This is a genomic window from Gordonia soli NBRC 108243, assembly GCF_000334455.1.
Taxonomy (GTDB): domain Bacteria; phylum Actinomycetota; class Actinomycetes; order Mycobacteriales; family Mycobacteriaceae; genus Gordonia; species Gordonia soli.
On the sequence record NZ_BANX01000003.1, the window covers coordinates 117492 to 136889 of the forward strand.

Sequence of the window (19398 nt, forward strand, 5' to 3'; positions counted from 1 at the left end):
TTCTGGCGCACTGCAATTCGGTCAGCGCATCTGCCGACTATCGGATGTTGCAGGCGGCCAGCCTCATCCACGAAGAACGCGAGGAGGACCATCTCGCCGAGCTCGGTGAGACACACACCGGAGCCGCAGCATCGGTCGACGAGCTCGTGGCCACGGCTGCCGCGGGCAACGCGGGCGTCGATCCGCGCGCACAGTACGGACCTGACGGACTCGAGCGCGCCATCTGCGAAGTCGGTGCCGTCCTCTGCGTTCCGCCCGCGCGTGCTCGGGAATTGATCGTCGCCGGGTCGGCGCTGCGCTACCGGCTCCGGTGGACCGGGCACTTCCTCGCCATCGGCCGAATCGACCTCGATCGATTCCTCGTCGCGGTGTCGCGAACTCACCTGTGCTCGCCGGAGTCCATCGAGCTCGTCGACGCGGCTCTCGCCGAGCAACTCGTGAATCGTCCGCCCATGTCGACCACACGCTTTCGCGCGCTGGTGGACTCGGTGGTGGCCGGCGTCGACCCCGCAGCGGTCCGCCGACGTCGAGAACTCGCCGACGCCGACCGCGACGTCGTCATCACGCCCGACCGCCATTCGCCCGGCCAAGGCCGCGTCAGCGCCAATCTGCCCCTCGTGTCCACCGCCGAACTCGACGCCCGTCTCGAGGCGATGTCCGCAGCTGTACATCCCGCAGATCCCCGCACCTCGCGACAGCGCCGTGCCGATGCGCTGATGGCTCTCGCCCGCGGTGAGCAGTCGCTGACCTGTGCATGCGAGGACTGCGCTCATCGCGAGCCCACGCCGGCCCCAGCGACGAGTCACATGGACCCGGACAACTCGCCCATCGATGCGAACGGCCCCGATGAGAATTCCCACTCCGCCCTTTCGGGAGCAGATCATCTAGCGCGCCCGATGTTCCACATCGTGGTGAACCTGTCCACCCTGGTCGGCCTCGACGACGATCCCGGATGGCTCGACGGTTCCGGCGTGATCGACGCGGACACGATGCGAGCGCTCCTCGCCGAGGCGCGTCGCAGTTACGTGCACGCCGAACAACCGAACACGTCGGACCTCACCTACACGCCCGGCCGTCGACTGCAGGCTCTCGTCCGGGCAGGCGAGTTGTGCTGCGCCTTCCCCGGTTGCACCAATCCGGTGCGAACGGCGGATCTCGATCACACCCGCCCGTTCGACCACGACGATCCGACGTCGGGTGGTCTCACCACGGCATCCAATCTGAAGCCGCTGTGCCGCCTGCACCACCGCGCGAAGACCTTCACCGCATGGCTGGACTACCAGGACCAGCTCGGGACCGTCTTCTTCCAGTCGCCGACCGGCCACATGTTCATCGGGAACGGCTACACAGGGCGAGACCTCTTCCCGCACCTACGGATTGCCGACCGACCACCCGTCCAGCGAGCAAACGGCTCGCGAACCTCCGCCATCGAGCACGCGTCGCGCATCAACGCGCGATCGATCGCTGGAACGAGGAGAACCCGCCGCCGTTCTGAGTCAGCCGACGACGATCGGGCGGGTGGCGTCGTTGGCTGCACGCAGGGTGTCCGCAGCGACCTGCAGACCTTCGAGCGGCCCGAACTCGACGTCTTCGTGTTCGATGTTGACCCACATGTCCGGATCGACCTTCTCCAGCGCGAGCAGGAACCGCGACCAGAACTCGCGGTCATGACCACGCCCGACCGCGACGAAGTCCCACGCGGAATCCTCGGGCCACTTGTTCACCACATGTCGCCCACCCAGACCCGTCGGATTCTGATCGCGCGGGATCCGGGTGAACCGATCGTCGAGCACACCGTGAATGCGGCAGTTGTCGTTGATCCGCGTGTCCTTGGCCGCAGCGTGAAACACCAACGGACCCAACCACTCGATCGCGGCCACCGGATCGATGCCTTGCCAGAACAGGTGCGACGGATCCATCTCCGCACCCACACTCGTCGCACCGACCTTGTCCACCAACCGCTTCAAGGTCGGCGGATTGAACACCAGATTCTGCGGATGCATCTCGATCGCGACCTTCACGCCGTTCTCCCGGGCCAACGCGTCGATCTCCGACCAGAACGGGACCGCCACCTCATCCCACTGGTAGTCCAACGAATCCAGATAGCCCGAATCCCACGTGTTCACATGCCACGCCGGCCACCGTCCTCCTGGATGCGCCTGCGGCAGTCCCGACATCGTCACCACCCGGTCCACACCCAGCAATCCCGCCACCCGGATCGCGTTCCGCAGATCGTCTGCGTCCTCGGGCCCCACCTCCGGATCCGGATGCAACGGATTGCCGTTGCAGTTCAATCCGGCGATCGAGACCCCCGTACCGTCGAACTCCGCCAGGTACTGCGCCGCCGACACCTCACCGGACAGCAACTGCCGCACCGGTAGATGCGGCGTCGACAAGAACCCACCCGCATTGATCTCGGCTCCGGTCAGACCCACCGACGAGATCACCTCCAGTGCCTCACGCAGCGGACGGTCGTGCAGGATCGCGGTGTAGACACCGAGCTTCATGGTTGACGAACCTTTCTGGATCGAGATCGATCGAGTGGAGTGTTCAGCGCGTGGCAGCCGGGTGGAGACCGGATACGCCGACGGCGGTGTCGTGATGCTTCTCGAGGTGCTCCTCCAGCAATTCCAACGAGATGCCCTTGGTCTCCGGAACCGTCCGGTAGACGAACGAGAACGAGGCGATGTTGACGAGCACGAAGAGGCCGAACGTGCCGGTGGAGCCGAGGGCCGAATTGAGGACCGGGAACAGGAACGAGATGAGCGCGTTGGTGCACCACAGCACGAACACCGCGATGCCCATGGCGAAGCCGCGGACACTCAGAGGGAAGATCTCCGAGAGCAGCAGCCACACGCAGGTGCCGATGAACATCTGCACGAACGCGACGAACAGGATCATGCACGCGAGGATGATGTAGCTCCGCGACGTCGACTCCGGCAGTAGGAACACCAACGCGAGTGCGGCCTGCGATGCCGCGACGCCGGCGAACCCGATCAGCAGCATCGTGCGTCGCCCGAGGTAACCCAGCAGGATGATGCCGACGATTGTGGTGACCACCGAGGTGACGCCCACGGCGATGGTGGCGACCAGGGCCGCACTCACACCGAGACCGCTCTCCTCGAGGATCGTCGGGGCGTAGTAGTTCACGGTGTTGATACCCGTCGCCTGCTGGACGATGGCGAGGCCACATCCGATCAGGACGATCCGACGAATCCACGGCACGTCGCGCAGCACCGACATCGGCGATCGCGGTGAGGTGACCATGGTCGTCGTGTGTTCCACGATGGTCGTGTACTCGGTCTCGACCTCCGACTCGCTGCGGCTCAGCGCCAACACTCCCCGCGCATCGGCGAATCGTCCCTTCAACGCGTACCACCGCGGCGAATCCGGCAAGACCAGCATGCCGATCACCAGGGCGACCGCAGGGATCGCGGCGACCGACAGCATGATCCGCCACACGTGCGGGTCGGTGACCAGGTGGTCGAGCAGCGCATTCATCGCAAATGCGAGCATCTGTCCGGTGACGATCATCAACTCGTTGATCGTGACCATGCGACCGCGCCGCTCGGCGGGCGCCATCTCGGCCAGGTAGAGCGGGCAGGTCACGGCCGCCGCACCGACGCCCAGGCCGAGGATGATGCGAGCGATGACCATCGCGGTCACCGTCGGCGCGAGCGCACAGGCGAGCGCGCCGACCAGGAACACCGCGCCGCAGAGCAGCAACGTTCGCTTGCGCCCCAGGCGGTCGGCGACACGACCTCCGAACAGCGCACCGAACGCGGCACCGGGGAACAGCAGCGAACTCACCACGATCGCCTCGGTGACCGACGTGAGCTGCAGGTCGTCCTTCATGTACAGCAGCGCACCGGAGATGACGCCGGTGTCGTAGCCGAACAGGAGTCCACCGAGTGTCGCGATGACGGTGAGTTTGGTCAGAAAGCGCCCGTTGGCCGGGGCCGCTGCCGGAGCGGTCATGATCTACCTCGATCTGCGGTCGTATAACGCGCGTTAGTAACGCGCGTGAGCACTACTATGAGTGGTCACGACCGAATGTGTCAACCGTCACTATCGAGACAAGGATGTGAAGTGCCACCGACCACCAGCAACGGCCGCTCACGTCGGCGACCGACCATGGCCGACGTCGCCGCGCAGGCAGGCGTCTCGCGCACCCTCGTGTCCTTCGTGCTCGACGGCAAACCCGGTGCCAGCGAAGACACCAAGCGGCGCGTCCTCGCCGTGGCCGCCGAACTCGGCTATCGACCGGATGCGGCCGCGCAACTCCTCGCCCTCGGCCGTAGCCGCACCCTCGGTGTCCTCCTCGACATGTCCCAGCTCTTCGAAGGCGAACTCGTCACCAACATCTATCCCGCCGCAGAGGCGGTCGGACACGACGTGCTGCTGACCGCGAATCTGCGCGGCCGTACCGAGGCCGCCGCCATGGAGTCGTTGCTCAGCCACCGGTGCGGCGCACTGATCCTGCTCGGACCGTCGTCATCGACCGACGAACTGGTCGAACTCTCCGAGCGCGCACCCCTCGTCGTCGTCGGGCGACGCCTGCCGAAGTCGGCGACCACGGGGATGATCGGGACCGTCCGCACCAACGACACCAAGGGCATGGGGTTGGCGGTGGACTATCTCGTCGACCTCGGACACCGGGACATCGCGCACGTCGACGGCGGCGACGATCCGGGATCCGCGGACCGCCGCAACGGATACCGCGCCGCGATGCGCAGACACGGTCTCGACGAGTCGGTGCGGGTCATCCCGGGCGCACACACCGAGGAGGCGGGCGCCGCTGCGGGACAGGTCATCATGCGGTCGCACCGACTCCCCACGGCGATCCTGGCCGGCAACGACCGTTGCGCACTCGGACTGCTCGACGTCTTCAGCCGGGCCGGCATCCGGGTCCCCGATGACATCTCACTGATGGGGTACGACGACAGCCGCCTGTCGGACAGTCCGAGGATCGACCTCTCGACCGTGCATCAAGACGCCGACGGTTTGGCGACCCGAGCGGTCGAGACCGCGGTCGGCCTACTCGGCGACACCCTCTCCGCAGGCGGAGACATCGTGCTCGAGCCGACACTGAGGATCCGAGGTACGACGACCGCCCGGGCCGACGCCTGATCCGCCTCAGCCCGCGTCGACGACCTCCTGCTGAATCCCCAGGTAGTAGGCCTGCTGGGCCGGGTAGTAGTCGTCGAAGTCGATGAGCTCGGGGTCGGCGCCGGTGGCGGCCGCGACCAGGCGATCGAGGTAGTACTCCCACCCCGGTCCGGTGTTCTCGATGGTCGCCACATCGTCGATGATCTGGCTCAACGTGAGGGTGGTGACGCCCTCGACCTCGGTCAGTTCGGCGATGAGGTCCCACGTGCCGAAGTCGTCGGTGGTGTGCACCTGGAGCACCGTCGGCGGTTCGCACCTGCGGATGTCGTAGCGCGCAGGCGTCATGTTTTCATCCCCCTCGGCGTTCATCGTGAACTGCACGTGACCGTCCGCGGGGTCGCCGGTCCAGTACCCGATCCACCGTGCGAGACGGTCGGATTCGGTGATGGCATCCCACACATCGGCCGCAGGTGCTCTGAACGTGCGCTGAAAGGACACCGCGGGGCCCTCGGCACGGCGCTGGAAGAAACCGGAAGGGGTGGTGGTCATGCGGACTCCTCGTGTGTCGATGTCGATGGTCGGTTCGAGCGATCGGCGCGCTTGTCGCGCACGGTCCGTCGCACCTCGGTCTCGAGCGCGTCGAGTGCGAACTCGGCGACCGGAGGTCGTGATGGTGGTGTGCCGGCGCCACGTTCGGCCACGGCGGCGATGAAGTCCGACACCTCCTGTAGCGGAGCCGGTTCCACGCGATAGTGACGCTCCCGACCGTGCTCGTCCGCCGACACCAGCCCGACGTCGGCCAACACCCGCAGGTGCCGGCTGATGGCCGGCCGCGAGACGTCGTGCTCCGACGTCAGGTCGACCACCCGGGCCGGTCCCGTCGCCAACGTCAGCAGGATGCTGCGGCGGATCGGGTCGGCGAGGGCATCGAAGATGCTCATGCACGAATGGTAACTGAACAGTTACCAATTGGCGAGCGTTGTCGCGCAGATGGTGTACCTCACATGTCCGATTCGGGTCGCGCTGGTTCGAATCCTTGGCCGACGGCCGGGGCCGCATGAATACTCCATCGGTCGGTCGAATTCGCCGTATGGCCACGCCCGACGCCCCTTTCGAGATCGAGCGTGCAGGAGACGATCCATGACCACCGACAGCGAAGCGACCACCCAGAGCGGCGGCGCCGACAACACCCCGCCGAGCGGCATCGAGGTCCGCACCCGTCGGAAGTGGCCGTTCATCGCCGGCGGTGTGGTCGTGATCGTCGCACTGGTCGTTGCGATCGTGTTGTGGCGCAGCGGTGGCAGCGAATCGAACAACAACGTCGCCGGCGCGACGCTCTCGGTCGTCTACCTCGACAGCAACCCTGCCGAGCAGCGGCTGATCGATTACGTCGCCTCGGACATCGCCCCCGACTACGACATCACGGTCGACGCGGTCGGCCTCGGTGACAGCACCACCATCAACCGGGCGGTCAGCACCGGCCAGTACGCGGGGACCATCCTGCAGCACAAGCTGTGGCTGGGTCAGGTCCTCCAGGCCAACCCCGACTTCCGTGAGGAGGCCGCCACCGGTCCGATCTTCTACTGGAACTTCGGTGTGTGGTCGGACAAGCTGACCGACCCGAAGCAGTTGCCGCAGAACGCAACCGTTGCCATCCCGTCGGATCCGTCGAACAATGCCCAGGCACTCTGGGTGCTCGAGCAGGCAGGTCTGATCACGCTGAAGAAGGGTGCGGACGTCGCGTCGCTGACCGTCGCCGACATCACCGACAACCCGCGCAACCTCCAGTTCACGCTCCTCGAACTCGGCGCCCAGCCCCGCGCGCTGCAGGATGTCGACGCACTCGTCGGTTACCACGAGTCGCTTCTGGCCGCCGGTGTCCCGATCGGAAAGCTGATCTACAAGACGCAGTCGCCGGAGACCTTCGCCGGCGTGCTGACCATCGGCAGCGACTACAAAGACAGTGAGAACATCAAGAACCTGGTCAAGGCGTTCAACGACCCCCGTGTGCAGAAGTTCCTCGCCTCCGATGCCGAGGTCCAGAAGATCCTCAGTCCCGCAACGACTCCCGCAGCATGACCGATCGAACCCTCCATCTGGGCGTGAATGTTCTCTCGGACGGGATGCACCCGGCGGCCTGGCAGTACCCAGGCACCGATCCCCTCGCGTTCGTCGATCCTGCGTACTGGATCGACATCGCCCGGACCGCCGAACGCGGCGCACTCGACGCGTTGTTCCTTGCGGATTCGCCGTCGCTGTACACCGATCCGGCCGAGCCGCTCACCGCACCGCCGCTGGCGCTCGAACCGACCGTCCTGCTGTCGGCGCTGGCATCCGCGACGGAGCGGATCGGGCTGATCGGCACCGTGTCCACCTCGTTCGAGGATCCGTACAGCATCGCCCGGCGGTTCGCGTCGCTCGACCACCTCAGCCGGGGCCGGGCCGCGTGGAATGTCGTCACCAGCTCGGACCCGCTGGCCTGGAACAACTTCGGCGGCGGACCGCAGCCACCCAGAGCTGACCGATACACCCGTGCCGCCGAGTTCATCGACGTGGTGCGGGCGCTGTGGGACGGCTGGGACGACGACGCAGTGGTCGGAGACCAAGCCGCCGGCCATTTCACCCGTACCGGCAGCGTCCGCACCATCGACCATCGCGGTGCACACTTCCACGTCGACGGACCGCTGCCACTCCCCCGGCCACCGCAGGGCCATCCGGTGCTGTTCCAGGCCGGTGGGTCGCCGGCCGGTCTGGACCTGGCGGGTCGCTATGCCGACGGCGTCTTCGCCGCACAGGCCTCGCTGCCCGACGCACTCGCCAACGCCGACGCCCTGCGATCACGGGCGGTCGCACACGGTCGCACACCCGACTCGATCCGCATCATGCCGGGACTGTCCTACGTGCTGGGCAGCACCGAGGCCGAAGCGCGTCGCCGCAACGACGAACTCAACGAGTTGGCCGGTGACCGGCGTCTGGCGAGTTTCGCGTGGCAGATCGGCGTCGACGTGTCGGAACTCGAGTGGGACAAACCACTTCCGCGGTACCTGCTCGACGGCGCGGTCACCGGGCACAGCTCACAAGGTGCGCGCGACATCGTGGTCACCATCGCCCGTCGCGAGAACCTGACGGTCCGGCAGCTGCTCGATCGCGTGATCAGCTGGCATCGATTCGTCGTCGGCGGTCCCGAACAGCTCGCCGACGCGATCGAGGAATGGTTCGTGGCCGGCGCCGTCGACGGTTTCAACCTGATGCCCGATGTGTTCCCCACCGGACTGGAGCTGTTCGTCGACCACGTGATCCCCATCCTGCGTCGCCGCGGCCTGTTCCGACGCGAGTACGCGGGGACGACACTGCGCTCCCATCTGGGACTCGAGCACGTACCCGATGCCCGGGCCCTGCAGCCGACATCGTGACCACCGACAGGTGGCGACGATCGCCGCTCGTCGGGCGGGCGAAACACGAGCCACGGAATACTGGGCCCGCCCGCCGTCCTTGAACCGATCATGGCCATCTCAGTAGTCGCACGCGAATACGGACAGCCCGACGCAGTTCTCGAGGTCACCGAGGTGACTGTCGGAGATCCCGGCCCCGGACAGGTCGTCGTCGACGTCCGGGCCGTCGGAACCAACCCGATCGACGTCAAGACCGTGCAGGGTGCGGTCGGCAAGGACGAATCGAAACTGCCGCTCCCGGTCGGTTTCGAGGTGTCCGGGGTGGTCGCCGCTGTCGGACCGGAGGCCGCGACCGCGGACGGACCGATCTCCGTCGGCGACGAAGTGGTGGTCTATCGCGCCGATGGCGGCTACACCGACACCCTGCTCGCCGATCAGTCGGCGGTTCACCCGAAACCTGGCGGACTCGACCACGAGCACGCCGCCGGCCTCCTGCTGGCCGGGGTCGCCGCAGCCGATGCGGTCCGCACTGCGCACGTGGGTGCTGACGACGTCGTCCTGATCCATGGTGGATCGGGAGCGGTCGGTGTCATCGCCATCCAGTTGGCCCGCAAGACCGGTGCGACCGTGATCGCCACCGCATCGCCCGCGAACCACGACCACGTGGCAGCGCTCGGCGCCATCCCGGTCGCCTACGGCGACGGACTGCTCGATCGGGTCCGAGCTGCAGCTCCCGCACCGGTGACGGCAGTGGTCGACACCGCAGGCACGGACGAGGCGATCGACGCCTCACTCGCCTTGCTCGACAACCCCGGACGGATCGTGAGCATCGCCGCGTTCGGCCGGGCATCGGACGGGGTAGTCGTGGTGAACGGGAGTACACCGCAGAGCAAGGAGATCCGCGCCACCGCGATCCCGGAACTGCTGGCCGATGCCGCATCGGGAGCACTGGTGACCGAGATCGCGAAGACGTTCCCGCTGACCGACGCGGCGACGGCACTCACCGAACTCGCCAGGGATCACCCCCGCGGCAAGTTCATCCTGATCCCCTGAGAAAGGACACAGCACACATGACAGTCCCGAACATCACCCTCAACAACGGTGTCGAGATCCCGCAGCTCGGTTTCGGTGTCTTCCAGGTCCCGCCGGAGGAGACCAGGGACGCGACCCTGCAGGCATTCGAGGTCGGCTACCGACACATCGACACCGCGGAGATGTACGGCAACGAGAAGGGTGTCGGCGAGGCGGTCGCGCAGTCGGGTCTGGCCCGCGGTGACATCTTCGTCACCAGCAAGCTGAACAACGGCTTCCATGCTCACGACGACGCGCTCGAGGCTCTCGACACCACCCTCGGGGACCTCGGTCTCGACCAGGTCGACCTGTTCCTGATCCATTGGCCGCTGCCGGAGGTCGGCGACTACGTGGAGACGTGGAAGGCGCTGGAGAAGGCCTACGCCGACGGCAAGGCCCGCGCGATCGGTGTCTCGAACTTCCAGCAGGCGCATCTCGAGCGGCTCTTCGCGGAGACCGATGTGGTGCCCGCGGTGAACCAGATCGAGGTGCACCCGTACCTCACGCAGAACCCGTTGCGTGCGTTCAACTCCGAGCACAACATCGCCACCGAGGCGTGGTCGCCGATCGCACAGGGTGCGGTCCTCGACGATCCCGTGCTGACCGCGATCGCGAAGGACAAGGACCGTACGACGGCTCAGGTGACGCTGCGGTGGCACATCCAGCGCGGCGACATCGTGTTCCCCAAGTCGGTGACCCGATCCCGCGTGGAGGAGAACTTCGCGCTGTTCGACTTCGAGCTCTCCGACGACGAGATCGCCAAGATCGACGCGGTGAACAAGGACGAGCGCACCGGTCCCGATCCGGACACGTTCAACTACGTCCCGGAGTGACCTGACCGTCTCCGCAAGCTGACTGCCGAGCGCGGGCCGACCCTGGTGGTCGGTCCGCGTTCGCGTGTCCGGGCCGTTCGCCGCAGTTGGGCAGGTGGTAGGAACGGGGACGTGGTCAGCATCTCGCAACGTGCCCGGGCGGTGTCGCCGTTCTTCGCGATGGAGTTCGGTCGCCGGGCCGCGGAGATGGAGGTCGCCGGGACCGACGTAGTGAAACTCAACATCGGCGAACCCGACTTCGGCGCGCCACCGGAGTTCCTCGCCGCGGTGCGCGAACTGACCGACGGTCGGCCGCTGCCCTACACCGACGCACTCGGGATGCCCCGCCTCCGACAGGCCATCGCCGACTTCCACGCCGCGACCTTCGGCACCGAGATCGATCCACGCCGGGTGGCGGTGACCTCCGGTGCATCGGCGGCCCTGCTGCTGTGCACTGCCGCACTCGTCGACCCCGGCGACGAGGTGTTGGTGGGCGATCCGTCGTATCCGTGCAACCGCCAGTTCGCACAGAGCTTCGGCGCCCGGGTCACCCTGATCCCCACCAGCAAGGAGACCCGGTTCCAACTGACGGCAGACGCCGTCGTCGACGCCTGGACGCCTGCGACCCGCGGCGTCATGGTCGCGACGCCGTCGAACCCGACGGGCACATCGATCCCGGCAGCCGAACTCGAACAGCTCTGCGCTGCGGCCGCGGACCGTGGCGGTTGGCGAATCGTCGACGAGATCTACCTCGCCCTGGCCGACCACGACGCCACCGGCACGGCGCCGCACAGCGTGCTCGCGACCGACCCCGACGCGATCGTCGTCAACTCTTTCTCCAAGTACTTCGGGCTCACCGGCTGGCGACTCGGTTGGTGCATCGTCCCCGATCCATTGGTACCGATCATCGAGCGGCTCGCGCAGAACTACTACATCTGTCCGCCGACACCCGCCCAGTTCGCTGCCCTGACCTGCTTCTCGCCCGACACCCTCGCGCTGGCCGAGGACCGTCGTCGCATCCTGCGTGAACGCCGCGATGTGGTGCTCGACGGGTTCGCCCACATCGGCCTCGACGTGCCGGTGTCCCCCGACGGTGCGTTCTACCTCTACGTCGACGTCACCTCGACCGGACTGACCTCCGCCGAGTTCTGCGACCGCGCGCTGACCGAGGCCCACGTCGCGCTGACACCGGGCAAGGACTTCGGCACCGTCGGTGCCGACGACCACGTCCGGGTCTCGTATGCGACCTCGACAGATCGCCTCGAGGCCGGGATAGAGCGGCTCGGCCAGTTCGTCGCAGGGCTCCGGCGCTGACCCCCGCGATCATCGGGAGAGCCACGGCACTGGGCAGAATGGCGACATGACCGTTCCGCTGGATCCCGAGGCACTCACCACCTCCATCGAGTCGACGCTCGCCGCGGCCGTCGACGGCGGTGCCGTCCCCGGCGTGGTCGCGGGCGTGACGACGGCTGAGCACACCGTCGCGGCGGGGGCGGCCGGGGTCAGATCGACAGCGGATGCCGCACCGATGACGGTCGACACCGTCGTAGCCCTGTTCTCGGCGACCAAGACGATCACGACCACCGCGGTGCTCCGCCTCGTCGACCGCGGCGACCTCGACCTCGACGCCCCGGCACGAGATCATTTGCCCGCGCTCGGGGACATCGGTGTCGTCGACGGTTTCGACGACGACGGGACACCGCAGGTTCGTCCGGCACGCTCGGTGATCACGACACGTCATCTCCTCACCCACACAGCCGGTTTCGGCTACGACTTCTACGACCGCACATATCGCCGGTTGGCCGACGACGGTCGACTGAAAGACGTGGTGACGGCGACACGGGCATCGCTGGATGCGCCACTGCTCTTCGACCCGGGCACCCGCTGGGAGTACGGGATCTCCACCGACTGGGCCGGACTGCTCGTCGAGGCCGTGACCGGCCGGCGGCTGGACTCCGCGATCGCCGATCTGGTACTCGATCCGATCGGCATGTCCGACACCCGTTTCGGCGTCGGCGATGACCTCCGCGCGCGACGAGCGACCATCCATCACCGCACCTCCGACGGCGGACTGCGGCCCAACGCCCGGTTCGAGCATCCCGCCGAACCCGAGGCGTTCATGGGTGGTCACGGCATGTACTCGACCGTCGGCGACTATCTGACGCTGCTGCGGATGTGGTTGCGCGACGGCCGGTCGGACCATGGTGAGCAGATCCTGCGACCGGAGACCGTCGCAGCAGCCGCCTCCGACCAACTCGGCTCATTGTCCGTGCATCCGCTGCCCGGCCTCAACCCGAAGGTGTCCAACGACGTCGACCTCCTCCCCGATGTCGAGAAGACCTGGGGCCTCGGGTTTCTCGTGAACACCGAACCGACGCCGACGGGACGGGCCGCCGGGTCGATCTCGTGGGCCGGACTGGCGAACCTCTACTTCTGGATCGACCGCGCGAGCGGCATCGCCGGGTTCTGGGCCACGCAGGTCCTCCCGTTCGCGGACCCCTCCGCACTCCGACACTTCACCGACTTCGAGTCGGCGGTGTACCGAACCCTGGCACGGTGACCACGCAGCGGCGATGATGACCGGGCCATCCTGATCGAAAGGTTCCTCCATGCCCCGCCCCGGACAGCCCCTGCGTGGGCTCGGATTCCTCACCATCGGCCTGTTCGACCCCGCCGATCCGGCCGCCGGGCACGAGCAGACCCTGCGGATCATCGAGCGCGCCGAGGACCTCGGATTCGACAGCGTCTGGCTGCGCAACCGGCATCTGCAGTACGGCATCTCATCGCCGCTGACCGTGCTCGCCGCGGCCACCCAGCGGACGTCTCGCATCCGCCTCGGGACAGCGGTCATCCCACTGGGTCTGGAGAACCCGTTCCGCCTCGCCGAGGATCTCGCCACCGTCGACCTGCTGTCCGGTGGTCGGCTCCATCCAGGAGTGTCGGTGGGTACCCCGATGCGTTACGACGACATCAGAACCGCGCTCTACCCGGACACCTCGGATCTCGAGGACTTCAGCAAGCAGCGGGTGCTGCGGCTCCTGCGCAATCTGCGGGGCGAACCGGTGAGCGATTTCGAGGGCACCGTCGGGATCGAGGACTTCTCCCGGGTCATCCAGCCGCAGTCGCCCGGCCTGGCGGACCGTCTCTGGTACGGCGGTTTCCTCGACTCGGCGATCTGGGCCGGCGAGCAGGGCCTGAACTATCTGACCAGCTCGGTGGTCACGACGCAGAACACCACCTCGACCGACTTCGCGACCATCCAGGCCAAGCACATCGACGCCTACCGGTCGCACCATCCCGACCCGACCAGGGCACGGGTCTCGCAGGGCCTGGTGGTGATCCCCACCGATTCCGCCTCTCCCGAACAGATCCGTCGCTACACCGACTATGCCAAGTCCCGACTGGCCCGGACGACGAGCCCGCAGGGGCCTCGTGAGCTGGTGTTCTCGCCGGACCTCGTCGGACCGTCGGACGAACTGGCCGAACGGCTGTACGCGCACGCCGGGTTCCGCGGTGCCGACGACATCGCGGTCGCGCTCCCGTTTACCTTCGCCCCCGAGGACTACGACCAGATCATCGGCGACCTGGCCGAACGACTCGGACCCGCGCTGGGATGGCGGCCCGGGACCGACGATTCGTGACCCGCCTCCGGATTTCTGACACCTGAGCGGGCAGCGCTGTGGATTGCGCACGGCGCCTGTCGCTCTCGTGTCAGAAGTGCAGAAGTCAGATCGTCCGTCGACCCAGTCCGGTATCGGAATCGACTCTCGTGGGCCGCGTCACGATTCGGAACGCACGGTCAACGGATCCGAGCGCACGGTCGACGACCTGGAGCGGTGTGCTTTAATGGCAATCGTTGCCAACAAGGAGGTCGTGATGAAGGTTCGTGCGTCGCTGCGCTCACTGAAGAACCAGGCCGGGTCGCAGGTCGTTAAGCGCAAGGGACGGATCTACGTGATCAACAAGTCCAATCCCCGGTTCAAGGCTCGACAGGGCTGATCGACCACGGTGGATGTACTAACGTTCACCGCGTGCAGCCAGCCCCCGGAGACATCGAGGACGCACGGTCGGCATTGGTGGTCGCCGGCCGGCGCCTCGCCGCCGCGGGCCTCACCCACGGCACCGGCGGAAACCTCTCGGTCCGCGTCGACGATCTGGTCGTCCTCACACCGTCCGGCTGTCACCTCGCCGACGTCACTCCGGAGCAGATGGTGGTCGTCGACCTCGACGGCACGATCGCGGTCGACACCCCACACCGACCGACCTCCGAGCTCCGCATCCACCTCGACGTGTACCGGCACACGTCGGCACGCGCTGTGGCGCACGCACATCCGATCGCATCGATCGCCGTCGCCAACGGAGCGGACGAACTCCCCGCGGTGCACTACACGGCCGCGATGCTCGGCGGCTCGGTGCGGGTGGCACCGTACGCCGTCTTCGGCAGCGTCGAACTCAGCGACGCCGTCGCGGGCGCACTCACCGACCGCACCGCCGCACTGATGCGCAACCACGGATCGGTCGCCTATGCGGACTCCATCGAGAACGCCTGCGAGCGCATCGAACTCGTCGACTGGCTGGCCGAGATCCATCTGCGTTCGCAGACCCTGGCACCGACGGCCACCCTGTCCGAGGAGCAACTCCTCGAGGTCGTCACGACCGCCGTGACCCGTCAGTACTCACCGTTCCGAGGGAGCGACAGATGAAGGTGGTCACCTTCGGGGCACATGTCCTCGACGTGCTCGCACAGCCGGTCGACGAGATCCCACCCGGCCAGGGAGCCGCACTCGTACAGACGATCCGGATGTCGGCCGCCGGTCCGGCCGGCGGGACCGCGATCACCCTTGCGAAGCTCGGTGCACGCGTCGCGACCGTCGGCGCCATAGGAGCAGACGACCCGGGCGACGTCCTCGTCGCGGCTCTCTCACGTCGCGGAGTCGACACCGGCCACCTACTGAGAACCGGGTCGCCGACGTCCATGAGCGTTCTGCCCATCCGCAGCAACGGTGATCGTCCCGCCCTGCACATGCCGGGCGCGAATCTCGCTTATCCACTCGACCAGGCACCGCTGGAGACGTTCACCGGCGCCGACCACGTCCACATCGGCGCACCCGAGCTGCTCAACCCACCCGAACTCGCGCCGCTGCTTGCCGACATCGCGGCGGCAGGTGTGACCATCTCGGCCGACATCCTCGCCGACGGTGATCCTGGACTGCTGGCCTGGATCGAGCCGGTCCTGCCCCACCTGGACTACCTGCTGCCCAACGACGATCAGGTCCGCGGGTTCACCGGTCTCGACGACCTAGTCGCCGGGTCACGAGCGCTGATCGAGCGCGGGGTGACCTGCGTGGCCGCCACCGCAGGCGCCGACGGCGCGTACGTGGTGACCGCCGCCGACGCCGAGCACGCACCGGCGCCGGTGGTCGACGTCGTCGACACCAGCGGCTGCGGCGACGCGTTCTCGGCAGGTTTCGTGCTCGCGCGCGGACGGGATCGAAGCCTGGTGGAGTCGGCCCGGATCGGTTGCGCGGTGGCCTCTCTCGTGGCGACCGGCCTGGGCAGCGACCACGGCGACCTCGCCTGGGACGACCTCGCCGACTGAGCGGCGCGGGCCCGGCGGGGCCCAGCTGGACCGATCACCGCGCGCGGTCAGGTCACCATGCGTTCGGCGAGCGCAGCGTAGACGGCGCCCAGTGCGGCCGGATCGCGATGCGTGCGCGACGGAAACCATCGACACACGTCGACACACAGGGATGACAGCGCCAACACGACGTCGGCCGGATCGTCGACCCGGAACTCGCCCGCTTCGACCCCCGCGTGCACGATCTTGGCCAGCAGACCCGTCGTCTGCCGACGGATGGCGGTGACGGCGCGATAGTGGTCGCGCGTGAGCCCGTGCAGCTCGTACTGGACGACCTTGGCCAGCGCATGCTGCTCGGCCTGCCATCGGGCGAATGCGGCGATCACGGTGCGCAGCCGGACGACGCCGTCTGCCGTGGGGTCGTCGACCGAGCGCAACTCCTCCAGCAGCCCGCGGTGCCCCTCCAGCGCGATGGCGAAGAGGAGCTCTTCCTTGGACCGGTAGTGCGGGTACATGGCTGCAGGACTGAGATTGAGCCGCTTGGCGATCTGGCGGGTCGACGTCCCGCCGTAGCCGACCTCGGCGAACGACTCGATCGCCGCCGCCCTAATCCGCGCGGCGGCCGCGGACTCGCGCGTACCCGTCGCCACCATCTCGCCTCCCGACCGTGTCCGGTGGGCGTTGACGACGCCCGCCTGTCGGTGCATCATAAGCGAACGCTCATAAAATGAGCGAGTGCTTAGTGTGCCCGACGCACCCGCCCACCGCACTCGCCCCGAGCACACCCGAATCGTGAACCCGAAGGAGTGCCGATGGCTGCCCCGCTGTCCCGCCGCGACCTCGACTTCCTCCTGTACGACTGGCTCGATGTGGCCGCGTTGACCGCCCACGAGCGGTTCGCCGACCACTCCCGGGACACCTTCGACGCGATCATGGACCTCGCCGAGGACATCTCGACCCGACTGTTCGCGCCGGTCAACAAGAAGGGCGACCAGAACGAGCCGTACGTCGGCGAGGACGGCGCGGTCGTACTGATCGACGAGATCAAGCGCGGACTCGACGAGTTCGGCAAGGCCGGCTTCCTGGCCGGATCCTTCGACGAATCGCTGGGCGGACTGCAGCTGCCCGCCACCGTCTCCCGCGCGGCGATGACGTGGTTCCAGGCCGCCAACGCGGCCATGTCGTCCTACCCGTTCCTCACGGTGGGCAACGCCAACCTGATCACCGAGTACGGCACACCCGAGCAGGTCGACACCTGGGTCCGCCCGATGGTCGAGGGCCGATTCTTCGGCACGATGTGTCTGTCCGAGCCCCAGGCCGGGTCGTCGCTCGCCGACATCACCACCAAGGCGCGGCCGATCGGCGACGGAACCTACCGGATCACCGGCACCAAGATGTGGATCTCGGCGGGCGATCACGAACTGTCGGAGAACATCGTGCACCTGGTGCTCGCCAAGGCGCCGGGCGGCGGGCCGGGAGTCAAGGGCATCTCCCTGTTCATCGTGCCCAAGTACCTCGAGGACGGCACCCGCAACGACGTCGCACTGGTCGGCCTCAACCACAAGATGGGAAACCGGGCCACCACCAACACGCTGCTCAACTTCGGTGACGGGACACACCGTCCGGCAACCGAATCCGGCGCCGTCGGTTACCTCGTCGGTGAGGAACACCGTGGTCTGTCCTACATGTTCAAGATGATGAACGAGGCCCGCATCGGCGTCGGTCTGTTGGCGACCTCGCTCGGCTACGCCGGGTACCTCAAGTCGGTCGAGTACGCGAAGGTCCGCACGCAGGGCCGTCCGGTCGATGCCAAGGACCCCGCCTCGGCCCCGGTACCGATCATCGAGCACGCCGACGTCAAGCGGATGCTGTTGGCACAGAAGTCCTATGTCGAGGGCGCCCTCGCCCTGGAACTGTACTGCTCGACGCTGGTCGACATCGAACAGACGTCCACCGGCACCGAGCGCGACGAGGCCGCGCTGCTCCTCGACGTACTCACCCCGATCGCCAAGAGCTGGCCGTCGCAGTGGTGTCTCGAGGCCAACAGTCTCGCCATCCAGGTCCACGGCGGCTACGGCTACACCACCGAATTCGACGTCGAGCAGCATTATCGCGACAACCGCCTCAACCCGATCCATGAAGGTGCACACGGTATCCACGGCCTCGACCTGCTCGGTCGCAAGGTCGTGATGCGTGACGGCGCCGGGTTGACGCTGCTCGCCGGCCGCATCGGAGACACCGTCACGCGGGCGGCCGAAGCCGCCGATCCCGCCACGGTCGCCTACGGCGAGGAACTGCGCGCAGCGGTCGATCGACTGGTCCAGACGACCGTCAAGGTGTGGTCCGCCGGTGATGTGGCGCTTTCCCTCGCGAACTCGACGGTGTATCTCGAGGCTGCAGGCCATGTGGTCGTCGCCTGGATCTGGCTCGAACAGCTCCTTGCCGTCGGCGAGCGATCCGGAGACTTCTTCGACGGCAAACGCGCTGCGGCGCGCTACTTCTACCGGTTCGAACTGCCCAAGACCGGTCCCCAATTCGACCTGCTCGACTCACTGGACCGCACCACCACGGACGCCCGTGCAGAGTGGTTCTGACGAGTAGCGTGCACTTCTGATCCCGTTTCACCGACGTCGAAGGAGGCCGGCGATGGCCGTGCTCGACCTGTTCTCGCTCACCGACAAGGTCGTGGTGGTGACCGGTGCCTCATCCGGTCTGGGCGTCTCGTTCGCGCAGGCGTTCGCCGAGGCGGGTGCAGATCTGGTCCTGGGCGCACGGCGCGTCGAGCGGCTGCAGGAGACGGCGGCGTCGGTCGAATCCACTGGCCGTCGCGCACTCGCCGTCGAGACCGACATCGCCGACCCCGTCGCATGTCAGGCGTTGGTCGACGCAGCCGTCGAGAAATTCGGTCGGGTCGACGTCCTGGTGAACAACGCCGGGATCGGTACGGCCGTCCCCGCCACCCGGGAGACACCGGAGCAGTTCCGCGAGGTCGTCGACGTCAATCTGAACGGCTCGTACTGGATGGCCCAGGCATGCGGTCGCGTGATGGAACCGGGTAGCTCGATCATCAACATCTCCAGCGTGCTGGGGCTGACCACCGCGGGTCTGCCGCAGGCCGCCTACAGCGCGAGCAAAGCCGCGATCATCGGGCTCACCCGAGACCTCGCGCAGCAGTGGGGTACCCGAAAGGGCATCCGCGTCAACGCGATCGCACCCGGCTTCTTCACCAGCGAGATGACCGACAGCTACCCGCCGGGCTACCTGGACGCGCAGCAGCCGCGAATCCTGCTCGGACGCACCGGCGACGGCCATGAGCTCGCCGCCACGGCGGTCTGGCTGGCATCACCCGCCGGAGGTTACGTGACCGGCCAGACGATCGCGGTCGATGGCGGCATCACCGCCACCTGAGCACAGCACGGCGACGGCAACGGCGACG

At 67.3% G+C, this 19398-nt stretch carries 18 protein-coding genes and 1 pseudogene; 14 read left to right on the plus strand and 5 right to left on the minus strand.

The genetic code is table 11. From position 1 onward, the window contains the following. Positions 1-44: 44 nt before the first annotated feature. Positions 45-1040: pseudogene (locus tag GS4_RS26060) on the plus strand (DUF222 domain-containing protein); the annotation flags it as partial. Positions 1041-1496: 456 nt separating this feature from the next. Here the strand turns inward: GS4_RS26060 and GS4_RS02350 are convergent. Together GS4_RS02350 and GS4_RS02355 are read right to left on the minus strand one after the other, a co-directional pair. Next, positions 1497-2507, minus strand: coding sequence for a sugar phosphate isomerase/epimerase family protein (locus tag GS4_RS02350; protein ID WP_007617092.1), 1011 nt, complete (start codon positions 2505-2507; stop codon positions 1497-1499). 43 nt (positions 2508-2550) lie between these two features. After that, complete coding sequence (locus GS4_RS02355) at positions 2551-3978, minus strand: sugar porter family MFS transporter (RefSeq protein ID WP_007617093.1); 1428 nt, start codon at positions 3976-3978, stop codon at positions 2551-2553. A 156-nt stretch (positions 3979-4134) separates the two neighbouring features. Here GS4_RS02355 and GS4_RS02360 point away from each other — a divergent pair, with 156 nt between their 5' ends. Continuing rightward, on the plus strand, positions 4135-5130 hold the full coding sequence (locus GS4_RS02360) for a LacI family DNA-binding transcriptional regulator (RefSeq protein ID WP_007617096.1): 996 nt from the start codon (positions 4135-4137) through the stop codon (positions 5128-5130). Positions 5131-5136: 6 nt separating this feature from the next. On the opposite strand, the gene GS4_RS02365 is transcribed toward GS4_RS02360, so the two are convergent. Further along, the gene (locus GS4_RS02365) at positions 5137-5658 is read right to left on the minus strand and encodes an SRPBCC family protein (RefSeq protein WP_007617098.1); all 522 of its coding nucleotides are present in this window, start codon (positions 5656-5658) and stop codon (positions 5137-5139) included. Continuing rightward, positions 5655-6050, minus strand: a complete 396-nt coding sequence (locus GS4_RS02370) for an ArsR/SmtB family transcription factor (RefSeq protein ID WP_007617100.1) — start codon at positions 6048-6050, stop codon at positions 5655-5657. Before GS4_RS02370 ends, GS4_RS02365 begins: the two co-directional genes overlap by 4 nt. 199 nt (positions 6051-6249) lie before the next feature. Here GS4_RS02370 and GS4_RS02375 point away from each other — a divergent pair, with 199 nt between their 5' ends. The 10 genes from GS4_RS02375 to GS4_RS02420 all read left to right on the plus strand — a co-directional run bounded on the left by GS4_RS02375 (position 6250) and on the right by GS4_RS02420 (position 15983). Then, entirely contained in the window at positions 6250-7188 is a 939-nt protein-coding gene (locus GS4_RS02375) for a MetQ/NlpA family ABC transporter substrate-binding protein (RefSeq protein WP_007617102.1), read from the plus strand. Then, complete coding sequence (locus GS4_RS02380; RefSeq protein WP_007617105.1) at positions 7185-8522, plus strand: LLM class flavin-dependent oxidoreductase; 1338 nt, start codon at positions 7185-7187, stop codon at positions 8520-8522. The genes GS4_RS02375 and GS4_RS02380 overlap by 4 nt, the downstream gene beginning before the upstream one ends. A gap of 90 nt (positions 8523-8612) precedes the next feature. Continuing rightward, on the plus strand, positions 8613-9554 hold the full coding sequence (locus tag GS4_RS02385; protein WP_007617108.1) for an NADP-dependent oxidoreductase: 942 nt from the start codon (positions 8613-8615) through the stop codon (positions 9552-9554). A gap of 17 nt (positions 9555-9571) precedes the next feature. Further along, the gene (locus tag GS4_RS02390) at positions 9572-10405 is read left to right on the plus strand and encodes an aldo/keto reductase (protein ID WP_007617109.1); all 834 of its coding nucleotides are present in this window, start codon (positions 9572-9574) and stop codon (positions 10403-10405) included. A gap of 159 nt (positions 10406-10564) precedes the next feature. Further along, positions 10565-11698 (plus strand): aminotransferase class I/II-fold pyridoxal phosphate-dependent enzyme, encoded by a 1134-nt coding sequence (locus GS4_RS02395; protein WP_051989603.1) that lies wholly within the window; start codon positions 10565-10567, stop codon positions 11696-11698. Positions 11699-11744: 46 nt separating this feature from the next. Next, entirely contained in the window at positions 11745-12944 is a 1200-nt protein-coding gene (locus GS4_RS02400; RefSeq protein ID WP_007617111.1) for a serine hydrolase domain-containing protein, read from the plus strand. Between the two features lie 49 nt (positions 12945-12993). Next, positions 12994-14025 carry an LLM class flavin-dependent oxidoreductase gene (locus GS4_RS02405; RefSeq protein WP_007617112.1) on the plus strand — a complete coding sequence of 344 codons (1032 nt, stop codon included), beginning with the start codon at positions 12994-12996 and terminating at the stop codon, positions 14023-14025. Positions 14026-14260: 235 nt separating this feature from the next. Next, positions 14261-14383, plus strand: a complete 123-nt coding sequence (ykgO, locus tag GS4_RS02410) for a type B 50S ribosomal protein L36 (RefSeq protein ID WP_007617113.1) — start codon at positions 14261-14263, stop codon at positions 14381-14383. Positions 14384-14415: 32 nt separating this feature from the next. After that, positions 14416-15087, plus strand: a complete 672-nt coding sequence (locus GS4_RS02415) for a class II aldolase/adducin family protein (protein WP_007617114.1) — start codon at positions 14416-14418, stop codon at positions 15085-15087. Continuing rightward, positions 15084-15983 (plus strand): carbohydrate kinase family protein, encoded by a 900-nt coding sequence (locus GS4_RS02420; protein WP_007617115.1) that lies wholly within the window; start codon positions 15084-15086, stop codon positions 15981-15983. The genes GS4_RS02415 and GS4_RS02420 overlap by 4 nt, the downstream gene beginning before the upstream one ends. A 47-nt stretch (positions 15984-16030) precedes the next feature. Here GS4_RS02420 and GS4_RS02425 read toward each other — a convergent pair whose 3' ends face one another. Beyond that, positions 16031-16615 (minus strand): TetR/AcrR family transcriptional regulator, encoded by a 585-nt coding sequence (locus GS4_RS02425; RefSeq protein WP_007617117.1) that lies wholly within the window; start codon positions 16613-16615, stop codon positions 16031-16033. A gap of 159 nt (positions 16616-16774) precedes the next feature. On the opposite strand from GS4_RS02425, the gene GS4_RS02430 reads away from it, so the two are divergent. Together GS4_RS02430 and GS4_RS02435 are read left to right on the plus strand one after the other, a co-directional pair. Next, positions 16775-18556, plus strand: coding sequence for an acyl-CoA dehydrogenase (locus GS4_RS02430; RefSeq protein ID WP_007617118.1), 1782 nt, complete (start codon positions 16775-16777; stop codon positions 18554-18556). A 52-nt stretch (positions 18557-18608) separates the two neighbouring features. Next, the gene (locus tag GS4_RS02435) at positions 18609-19370 is read left to right on the plus strand and encodes an SDR family NAD(P)-dependent oxidoreductase (protein WP_007617119.1); all 762 of its coding nucleotides are present in this window, start codon (positions 18609-18611) and stop codon (positions 19368-19370) included. The last annotated feature ends 28 nt before the right edge of the window (positions 19371-19398 follow it).

What these genes read in the sequence shown, in the direction of transcription:
- GS4_RS02430 (WP_007617118.1), top strand. Translation starts at nt 16,775, where the DNA reads ATGGCTGCCCCGCTGTCCCGCCGCGACCTCGACTTCCTCCTGTACGAC.
- ykgO (WP_007617113.1), top strand. Translation starts at nt 14,261, where the DNA reads ATGAAGGTTCGTGCGTCGCTGCGCTCACTGAAGAACCAGGCCGGGTCG.
- GS4_RS02385 (WP_007617108.1), top strand. Translation starts at nt 8,613, where the DNA reads ATGGCCATCTCAGTAGTCGCACGCGAATACGGACAGCCCGACGCAGTT.
- GS4_RS02425 (WP_007617117.1), bottom strand. Translation starts at nt 16,615, where the DNA reads ATGGTGGCGACGGGTACGCGCGAGTCCGCGGCCGCCGCGCGGATTAGG.
- GS4_RS02405 (WP_007617112.1), top strand. Translation starts at nt 12,994, where the DNA reads ATGCCCCGCCCCGGACAGCCCCTGCGTGGGCTCGGATTCCTCACCATC.
- GS4_RS02375 (WP_007617102.1), top strand. Translation starts at nt 6,250, where the DNA reads ATGACCACCGACAGCGAAGCGACCACCCAGAGCGGCGGCGCCGACAAC.
- GS4_RS02420 (WP_007617115.1), top strand. Translation starts at nt 15,084, where the DNA reads ATGAAGGTGGTCACCTTCGGGGCACATGTCCTCGACGTGCTCGCACAG.
- GS4_RS02360 (WP_007617096.1), top strand. Translation starts at nt 4,135, where the DNA reads ATGGCCGACGTCGCCGCGCAGGCAGGCGTCTCGCGCACCCTCGTGTCC.
- GS4_RS02370 (WP_007617100.1), bottom strand. Translation starts at nt 6,050, where the DNA reads ATGAGCATCTTCGATGCCCTCGCCGACCCGATCCGCCGCAGCATCCTG.
- GS4_RS02350 (WP_007617092.1), bottom strand. Translation starts at nt 2,507, where the DNA reads ATGAAGCTCGGTGTCTACACCGCGATCCTGCACGACCGTCCGCTGCGT.
- GS4_RS02400 (WP_007617111.1), top strand. Translation starts at nt 11,745, where the DNA reads ATGACCGTTCCGCTGGATCCCGAGGCACTCACCACCTCCATCGAGTCG.
- GS4_RS02355 (WP_007617093.1), bottom strand. Translation starts at nt 3,978, where the DNA reads ATGACCGCTCCGGCAGCGGCCCCGGCCAACGGGCGCTTTCTGACCAAA.
- GS4_RS02435 (WP_007617119.1), top strand. Translation starts at nt 18,609, where the DNA reads ATGGCCGTGCTCGACCTGTTCTCGCTCACCGACAAGGTCGTGGTGGTG.
- GS4_RS02390 (WP_007617109.1), top strand. Translation starts at nt 9,572, where the DNA reads ATGACAGTCCCGAACATCACCCTCAACAACGGTGTCGAGATCCCGCAG.
- GS4_RS02395 (WP_051989603.1), top strand. Translation starts at nt 10,565, where the DNA reads ATGGAGTTCGGTCGCCGGGCCGCGGAGATGGAGGTCGCCGGGACCGAC.
- GS4_RS02380 (WP_007617105.1), top strand. Translation starts at nt 7,185, where the DNA reads ATGACCGATCGAACCCTCCATCTGGGCGTGAATGTTCTCTCGGACGGG.
- GS4_RS02365 (WP_007617098.1), bottom strand. Translation starts at nt 5,658, where the DNA reads ATGACCACCACCCCTTCCGGTTTCTTCCAGCGCCGTGCCGAGGGCCCC.